Consider the following 15,023-nt stretch of genomic DNA (forward strand, 5'->3'; position numbering starts at 1 on the left):
TCCTAACTTGAGCTTCGGGGCCTCCCTCAGAGGACATCCGACGCGTCCACGGCCAGGCACGGCCGGGCGCGCAGCTCCGGGTCACGCGAGGTCGGAGCCCGTGATCCGTCGGTAGGCATCGAGGTAGCGCAGCCGGGTCGCCTCGACGACCTCCGCGGAGAGCTCCGGCGGCGGCGCGTCGCCCGCGCGGTCCCACCCGGACGCGGGCGAGACGAGCCAGTCCCGGATCGGCTGCTTGTCGAAGCTCGGCTGGGCGCGCCCCGGCTCCCACTCGTCGACCGGCCAGAACCTCGAGGAGTCCGGGGTGAGCACCTCGTCGCCGAGGACGACCGCGCCCGTCACCGGGTCGACCCCGAACTCGAGCTTCGTGTCCGCGAGGATGACGCCGCGCTCCCGCGCGATCGCCTCCGCGCGCGCGTACACAGCGAGCGTGAGGTCCCGCAGGCGCACCGCCTGCTCGTCCCCGATCCGCTCGGCGACGACCTCGAGGCTGACGTTCTCGTCATGCTCCCCCACCTCGGCCTTCGTGGCGGGGGTGAAGATCGGCTCCGGCAACCGCGAGCCGTCCACGAGCCCGGCGGGCAGCACGACCCCGCACACCGACCCGCTCTCGCGGTACTCGACGAGGCCCGACCCCGTGAGATAGCCGCGTGCCACGCACTCGACGGGGAACATCTCCAGCCGACGGCAGATCATCGCGCGGCCCGCGACGACGTCGGGGACGAGGCCGTCGCCCGGCATCGCTGACGCTGCGGTGGTCACCACGTGGTTGTCCACGAGGTCCGCGAGCTGCTCGAACCACCACAGGCTCAGCTGGGTGAGCACGGTGCCCTTGTCCGGGATGGGGGGCGACAGCACGTGGTCGTACGCGCTCACCCGGTCGGACGCCACGACGAGCAGGACGTCCCCCAGCGGGTGCACGCCCGAGTAGTGGGTGAGGTCGGGTTCGTAGAGGTCACGGACCTTGCCGGAGTAGACGTGCAGCCAACCCGGGAGCTCCGGGGCGTCCGCGGCGAACCCCGCGCTCATCGGACGCCGCCGACAGCAGCACCCGCCGCGGCCGCCGCCGCGATGTCGGTGCGGTGGTGCGACCCGGGCAGCACGACCGCGTCCACGCCGCGGTAGGCGAGGCGGCGCGCCTCGGCGAGGTCCTCCCCCACGCCCACCACAGACAGCACGCGCCCGCCGGCGCTCACGAGCCCGCCCTCGCCGTCGTCCGCGGTGCCGGCGTGCAGCACGTGCACTCCAGGCACGGCTGCGGCCTGGTCGACGCCCGTGACCGGTCGGCCGTGGACCGGGGCCGCCGGGTATCCGTCGGCCGCGACGACGACCGTCACGGCCGCGCGGTCGCTCCACCGCAGCCGCGGCAGCTCCGCGAGACCACCCGTCGCCGCCGCGAGGAGCAGCGCCGAGAGCGGCGTCTCGAGCCGGGACAGCACCACCTGCGTCTCCGGGTCCCCGAACCGCGCGTTGAACTCCACGACGCGCGTCCCGCGGCTCGTCAGCGCGAGCCCCACGTAGAGGACCCCGACGAACGGCACGCCGCGCGCGCGCATCTCGTCGATGGTCGGCTGCGCGATCCGGGTGACGACCTCCTCGGTCAGCCCCTCCGGCGCCCACGGCAGCGGGCTGTACGCGCCCATGCCACCCGTGTTCGGTCCGCGGTCACCGTCGAAGGCACGCTTGAAGTCCTGTGCGGGCGCGAGCGGCACGACGTGCTCACCGTCGCTGATGCAGAAGAGCGAAACCTCCGGGCCGTCGAGGAACTCCTCGATGACGACGCGGGGGTCGCCGCCACGGTCGGGGTTCGCGAAGCACTCCTGGGCGTGACGGATCGCGTCGAGCCGGACGTCCGTGACGACGACGCCCTTGCCCGCGGCCAGCCCGTCGTCCTTGACGACGTACGGCGGACCGAAGGCGTCGAGCGCGTCACCCACCTGGTCGACGGTCGAGCACACGTACGCCTGGGCGGTCGGGACCTCGGCCGCCGCCATGACGTCCTTGGCGAACGCCTTGGATCCTTCGAGCCGCGCGGCGTCGGCGGACGGTCCGAACACCGGGATCCCGGCCGCGACCACGGCGTCGGCGACACCCGCGACGAGCGGCGCCTCCGGGCCCACGACGACGAGCTCGGCCCCGATCTGCCGGGCGAGCGCAGCGACCGCAGCACCGTCGAGCGCGTCGACGGCGTGCAGCCGGGCGAGTCGAGCGATCCCGGGGTTCCCGGGAGCCGCGTGGAGCTCGTGCGCGGGAATCTCCTGCGCGAGCGAGTGGAGGATGGCGTGCTCGCGAGCACCGGAGCCGACGACGAGGATCTTCACAGGCGGGAGTTTAGCCGTGGATGTCTCCGCACGATCGGCGCCGCTCACCCGACGGGATGAGCCGCTACGCGGTATTCTCGGGGCGGTTGGCCGCCCGCTCCACAGGCGGTCGATGCGTCAGAAGGGGGCGCTGGCCACAGGAGCGACCCGAGGAGCGAGATGAGTCAAGCAACGGCTCAGACTGAAGACGTGACCGAGCCTGCTGAGCAGGCGCGCTATACGCACGAGGTGTTCGTGTGGCGCGGCGAGGAAGCATTCCTCGACCGGACCGTCCCGTTCGTCACGGCGGCCGTCGCCGCGGGCGAGCCCATCATGGTGGCAGTGTGCCGTGCCAACGAGCAGAACCTCCGGCAGGCGCTCGGCGCCGCCGCCGACGACGTGACGTTCGTCGAGATCGAGAGCCTCGGACGCAACCCCGCCCGGATCATCCCCGCGTGGCTCGCGTTCATCGAGCAGCACCGGGCGTCAGGAGCCGCGCTGCGCGGCATCGTCCAGCCGGTGTGGGCCGGGCGCCGCGAGGAAGAGCTCGACGAGTGCCTCATCCACGAAGCCATGCTCGACCTCGTCGTGCCGCGAGACGCGCGGATGTCGCTGCTCTGCCCGTACGACGCCGGCGTCCTCGACCCGACGGTCCTCGACGAGGCTCGACGCATCCACCCCGCCCCCGGGAGCACTGCCGGGGCGAGCCACCCGGAGCCCGACGTCCACGTCCGAGCGCTGTACAGCCGGCCCCTGCCCGAGCCGCGCGGCGCCGTGGAGGAGGTCGAGGTGGCGCACGGCCGCCTGGCCACCGTCCGCAGGATCGTCGCCCGGCACGCCAAGGCTGCCGGTCTGGAGAAGAACGAGATCGACGACCTGCGGCTCGCCGTCACGGAGGTCGCCGCCAACAGCGTCGACCACGGTGGTGGTGGCGGACGCTTGCGCGCGTGGCAGGAGCGCGGCGCGCTGATCTTCGAGGTGCGGGACTCCGGGACCCTCGACGACGTGCTCGTCGGCCGGGTCGCCCCGACGCTCGAGCAGCCCCGCGGCCGCGGGCTGTGGATCGTCAACCAGCTCTGCGACCTCATGCAGATCCGGACGACCCCCGAGGGTGTCGTCGTCCGCGTCATCACCTGGCTGACCTGACGCTCCCGCGCACCGCGCGCCTCGGCGGCAACGACGACGGGCGGCGACCAGGAGGTCGCCGCCCGTCGTCTGCTCGCGCTCGTCAGTCGATGAGGTCGAACCGCTGGATCGTCGCCACACGGTCGGGGCCCACGCCGATCGACGAGATCCGGGTGCCGGACATCTCCTCGAGGGCGAGCACGTAGCGCTGCGCGTTGACGGGCAGGTCCTCGAACGTCCGGGCGCCCGTGATGTCCTCGGTCCAGCCGTCGAGCTCCTCGTAGATCGGCTTCGCGTGGTGGAACGCGCTCTGGTCGCTCGGCATCTCGTCGTGGCGCACACCGTCGACGTCGTACGCCACGCACACCGGGATCTTCTCGACGCCGGTGAGCACGTCGAGCTTCGTGAGGACGAGGTCGGTGAGCCCGTTGACACGGCTCGCATAGCGGGCGATGACGGCGTCGTACCACCCGCAGCGGCGGGGACGGCCGGTGGTGACACCGAACTCGTGGCCCGTGGCACGCAGGAACTCGCCCGACTCGTCGAACAGCTCCGTGGGGAACGGGCCCTCACCGACGCGCGTCGTGTACGCCTTGATGACGCCCACCACGCGGTCGATGCGCGTCGGGCCGATGCCCGACCCCGTGCACACCCCACCCGCGGTCGCGTTGGACGACGTGACGAACGGGTAGGTGCCGTGGTCGACGTCGAGCATCGTCGCCTGGCCACCCTCGAAGAGGACGGTCTTGCCCGCGTCCAGGGCGGTGTTGAGCACGAGGGACGTGTCGGCGACCATCGGCCGCAGCCGCTCGGCGTACTGGAGCAGCTCGTCGACCGTCTCGTCGACCGTGATGGCACGTCGGTTGTAGACCTTGACCAGGAGGTGGTTCTTCTGGTCGAGCGCACCCTCGATCTTGGCGCGCAGGATCTTCTCGTCGAAGAGGTCGTGGACGCGCACGCCGACGCGGTTGATCTTGTCCGCGTACGTCGGGCCGATGCCCCGGCCGGTGGTACCGATGCGTCGCTTGCCGAGGAACCGCTCCGTCACCTTGTCGAGCGTCCGGTTGTACGACGCGATGACGTGCGCGCTGCCGGAGACGAGCAGCCGTGAGACGTCCACGCCGCGAGCGATGAGCGCGTCCAGCTCCTGGTAGAGCACCTCGATGTCGACGACGACGCCGTTACCGATGACGGGAGTGACCCCCGGCGAGAGGATCCCGGAGGGCAGGAGGTGCAGCGCGTACTTCTCGCCACCCACGACGACCGTGTGCCCGGCGTTGTTCCCGCCGTTGAACTTCACGACGTAGTCGACGCGCGAGCCGAGCTGGTCGGTCGCCTTGCCCTTGCCTTCGTCGCCCCACTGGGCCCCGACGACTACGACGGCTGGCATGGTTCCCCGCTTTCGAGCTGCCTGGTGATGGGCTCCGGCACACGCGTGGTCGCGCGGGCAGTCAGGTCATCCGGGCGGCAGTCACCCCGATTCCGCGACGAGTTTACCGTCTATTGGCATTTGGTCACGGAGCGGGTGGCCCGGCGACGGGGCTGGCCTGCGCGCCACCACCTCACCGCAGCGCGGCGACCTCCTCCGGGGACGTGCCGGCGTCGCGCAGGAACGTCGCGCACCGCTCGGCCTCGTCCACCTCTCCGATGAGAGCAGCGGCCTCGCCCAGCGCAGCCAGCGCCCGCAGGAATCCCTGGTTGGGCTCGTGGGAGGCGGGCACGGGCCCGTGCCCGCGCCAGCCCGAGCGGCGCAGGTGGTCGAGCCCGCGGTGGTAACCCGTGCGGGCGAACGCGTACGCCGTGACGTCGTCGCCGCGGTCGAGGGCACTCTCCGCGAGCAGCGCCCACACGTACGACGACGCAGGCAGGTCACGGGCGACGTCGCCGACGGCGCGGCCTGACGCGATCTCGGCGCGGGCGGCCACGTCCGGGTGGTCAGCGGCGAGCAGGGTGGGTTCCGGGCCCTGCATGAGGTTCGTCGGGGGGCGCGTGGCGGGCGTCGTGCTCGGCTCGTTGGTCATGGCTCCATCCTCCCCCACCCCACCGGGCAGACCCACTTCGCCCGCCGCGCCGAGCCCAGCGAGGTGCAGCACCGCACCACGATGGTTAGAGTCAGAGGATGATCGAGATCGCGACATCGCCAGCGACGACGACACTCGTGATCGCCGGCGATCTCGATCTCGCCGAACGCGAGCAGTTTCCCGAGATCGCAGCACGGGTGGTGGGCCTGCGGCGCCAGCTGCTCGTCATCGACATGTGCCGGGTGACGTTCATGGACTCCACGGGGGCGGCGTTCCTCATCTCGTTGGCCGACTCCGGCCGCAAGCGTGGCGGTGCGACCGTCCTGCGCGGGTGCGACGACCGTGACCTGTTCGTCCTCGAGGTGTGCGGCGCCCTCGAGCTGTTCCGTATCGACCCGGATCACCAGTGCAACCCGGCGACGCCGGCGAGCGGCATCCAGCTCGCCCCGGCGCCCGAGGCCTGACGGCCACCTGCTCCGGTCAGTGCCCCCCGGCCCCGGCCGGTCGGACCCGCGCCCAGACGATCTTGCCGGTGCCGCTCGAGCGCCATCCCCACTCGGCGAGACGCTCGACGATCTGCATGCCGTAGCCGCCCAGGCGGTTCGCGTGCCCGTCCGTGGTGACGGGAGGGGACGGGTTGGAGTCCTCGACCTCGATGCGCAGGCCCTCGCCCGTGTCGAACAGGCGCAGTGCGATGTGTCCCCAGCCGTGCAGGACGCCGTTGGCCACGAGCTCGGAGACGACGAGCTCGGCATTGGCGACGTCCCGCAGCTCCCACGCCTGGCAGGTGCGCAGGACGGCGTGGCGGGCACGGCCGATCGACGCCGCCTCGCCCGGCAGCAGCCAGCGCCGCGACCGTGGGCTCATCCCGGCCGACCCACCGCGCGCCCCCGGGTCGGGGACCCGCACGACGACGACGGCGACGTCGTCCTCGGGCGCGTCGGCCAGCCGGGCGAGGAGCTCCTCGCCGATCCCCGCAGCGTCCGTCGCCTGCACACGGGCCGCAGCGTGGAGGAGCGTCTCGAGCCCTTCCCGCATGGAACGGTCCCGACGCTCGATGAGGCCGTCGGTGTAGAAGACCAGCGTGTCGCCGGGCCGCAGCCGCGCCGAGTCCGTGACCCGTGAGCGTGAGCCGAACCCGATGAGGGCCCCCGCACCACCGAGGAGCTGGGACACGTCCCCGTCCCGCACGAGGAGGGGCGGGAGGTGGCCCGCCCTCGAGTAGTCGAGGGTCCACAGCGTCCCGTCGTCGCCGGGCGTGGTCCGCAGCGTCGCGTAGACGAGGCTCGCGGACCGGGGGATCCGCATCCCCACGACGAGCTGGTCGACCCGCTCGAGCACCGTTCCCGGCGTCGTGAGCTCGAACGCATACGACCGCACGACCGAGCGCAGCTGGCCCATCGTCGCGGCCGCCTCGATGTCGTGACCCACGACGTCACCGATGACGAGGCCCGCCACGCCGTCGTCGATCTGCAGGACGTCGTACCAGTCGCCACCGACCTGGGCGTGCTCGGACGTCGGCGCGTAGTACGTCCACACGTCGAGCCCCGGCAGGTCCGCCTGCTCCGGCAGCATCGCGCGCTGGAGCGTCTCGGCGAGCTGGTGCTCGCGTGCGTAGAGGCGGACGTTGTCGATCGCCATGCCGACGCGACGCGCGACGACGTGCAGCAGCGTGGTCGTCGCGCTCTCCATCTGCGCCACGACCCGGAGCGCACCCCGGTCGCCCGAGTCGGGGTCGGCCGGAGGTGTCGTCACGAGGACCCCGAGCACCCTGCGCCGGCCGGGGACGGGATGAACGACGACGACCGGGACGCTCGTCGGGTCCGTCACGTCGAGACGAGCCCGCATCTCCTCCGCCAGCGTGCGCGCCGCACTCCGCGCCGGATAGTCCGACCGGAGCGGGAAGCCGATCGGACCCGCCGTGTGGCCGTCGAGCATCTCCGTCAACGGGTCGATGAAGGTGGTGGCGTTCTCCGGGGCCCCGGCGCTGCCGCCCGGGACCCGCGCGTCACCGAGCGCGTCCACCTCGCCGTCGCCCGCGCGGGCACGGTGCACCACGCGGGGCTGACCGGTCCGCACCTGGATCCCCTCGGCGAACCGGAGGCCGGCCCCGTCATCGAGGAAGAACCCCGCCCATCCCGTGACGCTGCGCTGCAGGTGCGCCGCGATGTCGCGGAGCACGTACGGGTAGTCGAGATCGGTGAGGAGGTCCGAGACGAGCGAGATGAGGTCGAGGGTGCTCCGGGCGAGCCGCTCCACGGCGATCGAGTGCTCCTGCTCGTCACGCTCACGGACCTGCTGGGTGACGTCGACGACCATGCACACCCAGTACGTCGGCTCGTCGTCCTCCGCGGGCACGACGGCGACCGAGTACTCGCACCAGATCTCGTCGCCGTCCGCCCGCACGTTCCGCATGCGCCATGTGACCGGCGCGTCCCCTCCGAGCCGGGCACGCAGGGCGGAGTAGTCGAACTCCTCGTCCCCCGGTGCCTGCAGCTCCTCGAGAGAGCGACCGAGGAAGTGGTCCTCGGGGTGGCCGGTGACCCGGGCGAAAGCGGGATTGGCCCAGACGACGAGGGGGGTGTCCGAGGAGGCGTCGAGCACGAGGCTCGCCACCCCGGCTGCGTCGAGCGCGCGGCACCGGAGATCGCCGTCAGCCGCCGCGAGGGCGGTAGCGCTGACGGTGCTCGCCTCCGGCGTCGACGGGGTCACCTCGCTCCTCCGGTTCGTGCGGCGACATGGCAGGGACTACCCTCACTGCAGTGCCGTCCGACGGACCGCACTGCTCCGAGGTCACACAGGGCTACTAGTAAACTCCCTCTGGACCACGACACAATGGTCTTCTGCCGAAGGGAGTACTCGTGGGTGACGCTAACACTCCAGCCGATGGGGGGCCTGTCGACCCGTCGCACCAGAGCGACGATGAGCACACCGCCACGACCGCGACGGACTCCAGCGAACCTGGCACCGTCCACGTCATCGTCGGATCCACGACCGCACGGGTGCTGCTGTCGGGCGAGATCGACGCCGATCTCGTCGCCGACCTGCAGCAGGCGACGCGCGACGTCGAAGAAGCCGGCCTCCCCGTCGAGATCGACGCCCACCACGTGACGTTCATGGACTCCACGGGCGTCGCGTTCCTCGCCCGCCTCACGGCGATCAGCGAGCACCGCGTCCGGGTCCTGCGGGCCCCGCCGACCGTGCGCTTCCTCCTCGAGGTCACCTCCATCGGCGACCTGCTCGACATCGTCGACGATGCCGCGTCCGAGCACGAGGTACGAACGGTCTGACCGCCGCTCGACGCACACTACGCACGACGAACGCTACGCACGACGAACCCACGAAGGGCCCCGGTGGAATCCACCGGGGCCCTTCGCGTGCGTCCGGGCCGGAGCCCGGACACGAGGATCAGCCGAGCTTGTGGCCGGCCGAACGCAGCTGCTGCGCAGCCTCGACGATGCGCTGAGCCATGCCGGCCTCAGCCGCCTTGCCCCAGGCGCGCGGGTCGTAGGCCTTCTTGTTCCCGACCTCGCCGTCGACCTTGAGGACGCCGTCGTAGTTGGTGAACATGTGGCCGACGACGGGACGCGTGTACGCGTACTGCGTGTCCGTGTCGATGTTCATCTTGATGACGCCGTTGTCGACCGCCTCGGCGATCTCCGCCGCCGTGGAGCCGGAGCCGCCGTGGAAGACGAGGTCGAACGGGTTCTCCTTGCCGATGACGGAGCCGACGCCCTCCTGGATCTCCTTGAGCAGCGACGGGCGGAGCTTGACGGCACCGGGCTTGTAGACGCCGTGCACGTTGCCGAAGGTCAGGGCGGTGAGGTAGCGGCCCTTCTCGCCGGAACCGAGCGCGCGGACGGTCGCGAGGCCGTCCTCGACCGTGGTGTAGAGCTTCTCGTTGATCTCGGCCTCGTGGCCGTCCTCCTCACCGCCGACGACGCCCACCTCGATCTCGAGGATCGTGCGAGCAGCGTTCGAGAGCTCGAGGAGCTCCTCGGCGATGACGAGGTTCTCCTCGAGCGGCACGGACGAGCCGTCCCACATGTGCGACTGGAAGGTGGGGAGCTTGCCTGCCTTGACCTGCTCCGCCTCGAGGGCGAGGAGCGGGCGGACCCAGGAGTCGAGGTTCTGCTTGGCGCAGTGGTCCGTGTGGATCGCGACGGTGATGGAGTAGTTCTTCGCCACCTCGGTCGCGTAGGCGGCGAGCGCGAGCGAACCCGCGATGCGGTCCTTGATCGTCGAGCCGGACGCGTACTCGGCGCCGCCGACCGAGACCTGGATGATGCCGTCGCTCTCGGCCTCAGCGAAGCCCTGGAGGGCCGCGGTGATGGTCGAGGAGGAGGTGATGTTCACGGCGGGGTAGGCGAACTTGCCCGCCCGTGCCCGGTCGATCATCTCGGTGTAGACCTCGGGGGTGGCGATAGCCATCGAATAGCTCCTGTACGAGAGGGGTCAGTGGGACTGTCGGGTCAAGTTTGTCACGGATCCGCAGGCCCGGTGCGGGGCCGTTCGACCTGTGACACCAGTGGGCGGGGACTTCTGTCCATCGACCTTCCCGGCCCACGCCGATACGGTCTGCCCGGACCGGGAAAGCGCGGGCCGAACGCCCATCTCGGACAGGAAGGCCCGGCGGATGAGCGGCACGACGGTCGACACGGAGGTGCTGAGCACCGGGTACCTCGACCCCGGCTCGACGAGCCATCACCCCATGGCGGCCGTGGTCGTCGGCAGCGCCGACCGGCTCGTGGGTGCGCCGTGACGACCACGATGACTGCATCTGGTCCGTCTCCCGCACGGCCTGGAGCTCGCCTGGTCAGCGCTCGCCTGGTCAGAGCTCGCCTTGCCAGCACCGTCGCTGTCCTCGCAGCCGTCATGACCGGTTGCTCGCCCACCCCGCAGGAGAACAGCACCATGACCGGACGCCCGTCGATGGAGACTGCCCTCGCGCGGTACGAGGAGATGCGCGAGACGGCGATCGCCCGCCTCGACGCAGAGCTCGGCGGCCGCGGATGGGCGGTTGCCGAGAACAGCCTCGACAATCTCCGGTCGGCGTGCGACGACAGCCGTCTCCCTGACGGCGAGACCGTCCACCTGACGCTCATGAGGTTCACGGGCACGTACGGAGAGGACCAGGAGCGATCGACCGAGATCGTCGAGGAGGTCGCGTCCGAGTTCGGCTTCTCGACGCGCACCACGATCGATCGCCCGGGCGAACGTGAGATCTTCGGTGAGGACTCCCTCGGCGGGTCCTACACGTTCGGTATGGCGACGAACACGACGTTCGCTGTCACCACCGGGTGTCACGTGTGGGACTCCGCCCCGGCCGGGGCCACATAGCTCGCCCGGAGCGAGCGAGCTATGTGATCCGGGCGTGCTGCTGCACCCAGGCGTGCATGGCGATCGCCGCGGCCGCGCCCGCGTTGATCGACCGGGTGGAGCCGAACTGGGTGATGTGCAGGATGTCGAGGCTGGCCTCCCGTGCCTCCTGTGTCAGCCCCGTGCTCTCCTGCCCGAACAGCAGGGCGCACGTGCGGGGCAGCGCGTACCCCTCGAGCGGCACCGAGCCCGGCACGTTGTCGATCCCGATGACCGGCACGCCCGCGTCCTGCGCCCAGGTGAGGAAGTCCGCGACGTCCGGGTGGTGCCGGACGTGCTGGTAGCGGTCGGTGACCATCGCGCCCCGGCGGTTCCACCGACGCCGGCCGACGATGTGCACCTCCTGCGCCGCGAACGCGTTCGCCGTCCGCACGACTGACCCGATGTTGAGGTCGTGACCCCAGTTCTCGATCGCGACGTGGAACGGGTGCCGACGCGTGTCGAGGTCCGCGACGATCACCTCCATCGACCAGTACCGGTAGGGGTCGACGACGTTCCGCCGGTCCCCACCGGCAAGGAGCTCGACGTCGTACCGCGGGTCCGGCTCGCCGCTGGGGAGACGGGGCCACGCGTCGGGGCCGCCGGGCCACGGGCCCACGCCGACCTCGGGCGACGCGTCGGCGGTCGGGTCCTCAGATGTCATGGCGTCATTCTCCCGGCCCGGGCGGGGAGAGGCACCGCACAGCCGTGCACGCACTAGGTTTGCGTCATGGCACTCTTCGGTTTTCTCAGCGGCGGGAAGCCCTCGGCCGACATGGACGCGGCCCAGGCACGCGCGGACACGGTGCGCGCGATGTTCCCCCCGGGGGCCGACGTGTCGGTGGAGGCTCCCGACCGGCAGACACCCCTCACCTACTCGGTCGAGGTGGTCGGCGACCGTTCGCACACCTCCGAACGCCTCGCGGCGATCGTGCCGGTCCTGGCCACGGGCGAGGAGAAGTGGGTCCTCGACCTCGGGGTCAAGGACACGGCCGACGAGGGCACGACCTACTCCTTCATCGTGCTCTCGTCGGCACGCGTCGCGGTGCTCGACCAGGTCCTGCGGGCCCACGAGCACCTGTACGCGCGGCTCCCGGAGCGGACGATCATCCTCGACACGGTCGATTGCCACTACACGATCAGCGACGTGCCTCGCCACGCCGCCGTGTCGGCCGCGCGCACCGCCGGCGAGTGGTGGCGGACCGTCCTCGCGAGCGGCTCCGTCCTCGCGACGGAGTCGACCCTCTCGGTCGACGTCGGCGGCGACGGCATCGTCGCCGACATCTCGTACTCCATCGAGAACGAGCGGGAGTACGACCGTGCGACCTCTCGCGTGCTCAAGGAGAATGCCGGAGCGTGGAACGAGCGCGTCATCGACGCCTGGATGAACAACCTCGGCAACCTCGAGGCCCTCGCCACGCTCCCCGTCCCCGCCCACCACAGCGCCGACATCACGTTCACGGAGAACAAGCTCAAGCCCCGTCTGAGCGTCACGCACCACGAGACGCTCGACGAGGACGAGCGGGCGGCGGAGGAGCTCGTCGCGGCGATCCGCGCCAAGGACCCGGGGTCCAAGATCAGGGTCGGATGACGCCTGGCGTCCTGGACCGGCTTCGGCCTACCTCGGACGACAACATGACCATCCAGGCCGTCCACGTACCCTGGCCCTGTGACTACCGCTGAGATCCTCGCTGCCTCCGGACACGTCGTCGCCCTGGGACCCGAGTGGATGAACGCCGACTCGCTCATCGCGTCGTTCGGCACGTACGCACTCATCGGCATCGCCCTGGTGGTGTTCATCGAGACCGGGCTGCTCTTCCCGTTCCTGCCCGGGGACTCCCTGCTGTTCACCGCCGGCATGCTCGTCGCGCGCGACGACCTCGACTTCCCGCTGTGGCTGCTGTGCGTCCTGCTCTTCGTCGCAGCGTTCGCCGGGGACCAGGTGGGCTACTTCATCGGCCACAAGGTCGGACCCAAGATCTTCCGGCGCCCCGACTCGCGCTTCTTCAAGCAGGAGTACATCGACCAGACGAACGCGTTCTTCGACAAGTACGGCGGTCGCGCCATCATCCTCGCGCGGTTCGTGCCGTTCGTGCGCACGTACGCACCGGTCGCGGCCGGCGTCGGACGCATGCCGTACAAGCGGTTCGTCAGCTACAACGTCATCGGTGCGCTCCTGTGGGGGGTGGGCGTCACGCTGCTGGGGTACTTCCTCGGTCAGATCGACTTCGTGCACGACAACATCGAGTACATCCTCATCCTCATCGTGCTCATCTCCGTCCTCCCGGTGATCGTCGAGGTCTTCCGGGGCTGGTCCCTGCGGCGCAAGGCCGTCGCGGCCGTCGTCCCAGCCTCGGACCCCGGCAACATCGTCTCCAAGGAGAACCCGTGACCCACCGCGTCATCGAGTCCTGGCTGACCGACATGGACGGGGTCCTCGTCCACGAGGGTCGCGCCATCCCCGGGGCCGCTGAGTTCATCCGGACCCTGCGCGAGAAGGAACGCCCGTTCCTCATCCTCACCAACAACTCGATCTTCACGGCGCGCGACCTCCGGGCGCGTCTCGCCGCGACAGGCATCGATGTGCCGGAGGGGTCCATCTGGACGTCGGCGCTCGCCACGGCCCAGTTCCTCTCCGACCAGATCCCCGGTGGGAGCGCGTACGCGATCGGCGAGGCCGGCCTGACGACCGCGCTGTACGAGGAGGGTTACACGCTCACCGAGTCGAGCCCCGACTACGTCGTCCTCGGCGAGACGCGCACCTACTCGTTCGAGGCGATCACGAAGGCCGTGCGGCTCATCCTCGGCGGCTCGAAGTTCATCTGCACGAACCCCGACCCGACAGGGCCGAGCACGGAGGGGCCGCTGCCGGCGACCGGTGCGGTGGCCGCGATGATCACCCGAGCCACGGGACGCGAGCCGTACTTCGTCGGCAAGCCCAACCCCATGATGTTCCGCTCGGCGCTCAACCGCATCGACGCCCACTCTGAGTCGACGGCGATGGTCGGCGACCGCATGGACACCGACGTCGTCGCCGGGATCGAGGCGGGGCTGCACACGTTCCTCGTGCTCACCGGGTCCACCCGCGTCAAGGACGTCGACACGTACCCGTTCCGCCCGAGCACCGTCGTCGACTCGATCGCGGACCTCGTCGAACGCATCTGAGCGGGCGCGGGACTGACCCGCGTCCGTTGCCCGGCCGGCGCGCGCCTCTGACCGTAGCGCCCGCCGGCTCTCCCCCGTGGTCGGCTACCCGAACGCGACGACGACGATGGCGACCGCGACGATGATGAGCGCAGCGACCGCCAGACCGATCAGCATCGGGTGCCGCTCCACCCGGGACGTCGACCCGGGGTGGTACGCCTCGAGCGTCTTGGGCGTGAGGAGCTCGTCGTGGATCCGCGGGGTGACGCCGAACGAGTACGCGAGCCTCTCGAGGTCCTCCGGACTCCACATCGACGAGGCGAGCCGCAGGAGCTTGCGTCCGCCGCGGTCGCGCACGAGGAGGGTGAGCACCAGCCGGCGGTCCTGGGCGGTCGCCTGGAAGGGTGCCAGGACGGTCTCGCCGACGTCGCTGCGAGCGAAGCGGCGGGTGCCGAACAGGTGCCGGTGCACGACGTTCGCGACGTCCATGCGCACCTCGGTCCGCCGCATGTGCAGGAAGATCCCACCCAGGACGATGACGGTGACCACGACGCCCACGATCGCTGCGACGATCCCGTGGCGGAGGTACAGGAAGACGAGCAGGAACACGGCCGCGATGGGACCAGAGCCGATGAACTTGCGGTACTGGTCGAGCGACGGCTTGACGACGGCCTGTCCGGCGAAAGGCGCCGGCGGCACGGAGGGCCCGTCGTGTCCCGAGGGCGACCCGTAGCCGCTCGGCGGAGCGATACCCGGCACGGGAGCTCCGGAGGGCACGGGCGCGGCCGCGGGCATGCCGTACGCCGGCGCTGCGGACGAGGTCTTGCCAGGAACCCCGCCTGGCGCGCCGTAGCCGTAGCTCGGGGCCGTCGGGGCTGGCTCGCCGTAACCCGTCGGGGCTGGCTGGTCGGGTCCGGGAACCTGCCCGAACGCCGGTGCTGCCGGCCCGGGACCCGTCTTGGGACCAGACGTCGGCCGGGCCGGGACCTGCTGCGAGGGATCCATTCCGTAGCTCATGGCCGGGAAGCCTAGCGGAGCGTCGGGGTCATGCCATGGGGAGGACTCCCCGGGTCCG

General features: G+C 70.9%; 16 protein-coding genes. 8 read left to right on the top strand and 8 right to left on the bottom strand.

Translation table 11 applies throughout. The annotated features are described in order from the left end of the window. Window positions 1-81 precede the first annotated feature (81 nt). Together AC54T1_RS01270 and purD are read right to left on the bottom strand one after the other, a co-directional pair. Window positions 82-1,029, bottom strand: a complete 948-nt coding sequence (locus tag AC54T1_RS01270) for a phosphoribosylaminoimidazolesuccinocarboxamide synthase (RefSeq protein ID WP_496910737.1) — start codon at window positions 1,027-1,029, stop codon at window positions 82-84. Further along, window positions 1,026-2,321 (bottom strand): phosphoribosylamine--glycine ligase, encoded by a 1,296-nt coding sequence (gene purD / locus AC54T1_RS01275; RefSeq protein WP_496910738.1) that lies wholly within the window; start codon window positions 2,319-2,321, stop codon window positions 1,026-1,028. The genes AC54T1_RS01270 and purD overlap by 4 nt, the downstream gene beginning before the upstream one ends. Window positions 2,322-2,510: 189 nt before the next feature. Here purD and AC54T1_RS01280 point away from each other — a divergent pair, with 189 nt between their 5' ends. Then, the gene (locus AC54T1_RS01280; protein ID WP_496910739.1) at window positions 2,511-3,446 is read left to right on the top strand and encodes an anti-sigma factor RsbA family regulatory protein; all 936 of its coding nucleotides are present in this window, start codon (window positions 2,511-2,513) and stop codon (window positions 3,444-3,446) included. Window positions 3,447-3,528: 82 nt separating this feature from the next. Here AC54T1_RS01280 and AC54T1_RS01285 read toward each other — a convergent pair whose 3' ends face one another. Next, entirely contained in the window at window positions 3,529-4,815 is a 1,287-nt protein-coding gene (locus AC54T1_RS01285) for an adenylosuccinate synthase (RefSeq protein WP_496910740.1), read from the bottom strand. Window positions 4,816-4,987: 172 nt separating this feature from the next. After that, window positions 4,988-5,446 (bottom strand): DUF3151 domain-containing protein, encoded by a 459-nt coding sequence (locus tag AC54T1_RS01290; protein ID WP_496910741.1) that lies wholly within the window; start codon window positions 5,444-5,446, stop codon window positions 4,988-4,990. A gap of 98 nt (window positions 5,447-5,544) precedes the next feature. Here AC54T1_RS01290 and AC54T1_RS01295 point away from each other — a divergent pair, with 98 nt between their 5' ends. Next, complete coding sequence (locus tag AC54T1_RS01295) at window positions 5,545-5,910, top strand: STAS domain-containing protein (protein ID WP_484343531.1); 366 nt, start codon at window positions 5,545-5,547, stop codon at window positions 5,908-5,910. Window positions 5,911-5,926: 16 nt separating this feature from the next. Here the strand turns inward: AC54T1_RS01295 and AC54T1_RS01300 are convergent, their stop codons facing one another. Further along, window positions 5,927-8,158: a SpoIIE family protein phosphatase gene (locus AC54T1_RS01300; RefSeq protein WP_496910742.1), complete on the bottom strand. Its 2,232-nt coding sequence runs from the start codon at window positions 8,156-8,158 to the stop codon at window positions 5,927-5,929. Between the two features lie 149 nt (window positions 8,159-8,307). Between AC54T1_RS01300 and AC54T1_RS01305 the strand changes: the two genes are divergently transcribed. Further along, window positions 8,308-8,736 (top strand): STAS domain-containing protein, encoded by a 429-nt coding sequence (locus AC54T1_RS01305; RefSeq protein ID WP_484343533.1) that lies wholly within the window; start codon window positions 8,308-8,310, stop codon window positions 8,734-8,736. Window positions 8,737-8,854: 118 nt separating this feature from the next. On the opposite strand, the gene fbaA is transcribed toward AC54T1_RS01305, so the two are convergent. Continuing rightward, the gene (gene fbaA / locus AC54T1_RS01310; RefSeq protein ID WP_496910743.1) at window positions 8,855-9,877 is read right to left on the bottom strand and encodes a class II fructose-bisphosphate aldolase; all 1,023 of its coding nucleotides are present in this window, start codon (window positions 9,875-9,877) and stop codon (window positions 8,855-8,857) included. 205 nt (window positions 9,878-10,082) lie between these two features. Here fbaA and AC54T1_RS01315 point away from each other — a divergent pair, with 205 nt between their 5' ends. Beyond that, on the top strand, window positions 10,083-10,208 hold the full coding sequence (locus AC54T1_RS01315; protein ID WP_496910744.1) for a hypothetical protein: 126 nt from the start codon (window positions 10,083-10,085) through the stop codon (window positions 10,206-10,208). A gap of 113 nt (window positions 10,209-10,321) precedes the next feature. Beyond that, on the top strand, window positions 10,322-10,786 hold the full coding sequence (locus AC54T1_RS01320) for an LppA family lipoprotein (RefSeq protein WP_496910745.1): 465 nt from the start codon (window positions 10,322-10,324) through the stop codon (window positions 10,784-10,786). Window positions 10,787-10,805: 19 nt separating this feature from the next. Here the strand turns inward: AC54T1_RS01320 and AC54T1_RS01325 are convergent, their stop codons facing one another. After that, a complete protein-coding gene (locus AC54T1_RS01325) occupies window positions 10,806-11,468 on the bottom strand; it encodes a TrmH family RNA methyltransferase (protein ID WP_496910746.1) in 663 nt (220 codons plus the stop codon). Between the two features lie 66 nt (window positions 11,469-11,534). On the opposite strand from AC54T1_RS01325, the gene AC54T1_RS01330 reads away from it, so the two are divergent. From AC54T1_RS01330 to AC54T1_RS01340, 3 genes are all read left to right on the top strand, one after another. Then, on the top strand, window positions 11,535-12,395 hold the full coding sequence (locus tag AC54T1_RS01330; RefSeq protein ID WP_484343538.1) for a hypothetical protein: 861 nt from the start codon (window positions 11,535-11,537) through the stop codon (window positions 12,393-12,395). 78 nt (window positions 12,396-12,473) lie between these two features. After that, window positions 12,474-13,196, top strand: a complete 723-nt coding sequence (locus AC54T1_RS01335) for a DedA family protein (RefSeq protein WP_496910747.1) — start codon at window positions 12,474-12,476, stop codon at window positions 13,194-13,196. A gap of 32 nt (window positions 13,197-13,228) precedes the next feature. Beyond that, window positions 13,229-13,969, top strand: a complete 741-nt coding sequence (locus AC54T1_RS01340) for an HAD-IIA family hydrolase (protein WP_484344233.1) — start codon at window positions 13,229-13,231, stop codon at window positions 13,967-13,969. An 84-nt stretch (window positions 13,970-14,053) separates the two neighbouring features. Here AC54T1_RS01340 and AC54T1_RS01345 read toward each other — a convergent pair whose 3' ends face one another. Beyond that, on the bottom strand, window positions 14,054-14,965 hold the full coding sequence (locus AC54T1_RS01345; protein ID WP_496910748.1) for a hypothetical protein: 912 nt from the start codon (window positions 14,963-14,965) through the stop codon (window positions 14,054-14,056). Window positions 14,966-15,023 lie beyond the last annotated feature (58 nt).

The organism is Sanguibacter sp. Z41_6 (genome assembly GCF_059621145.1).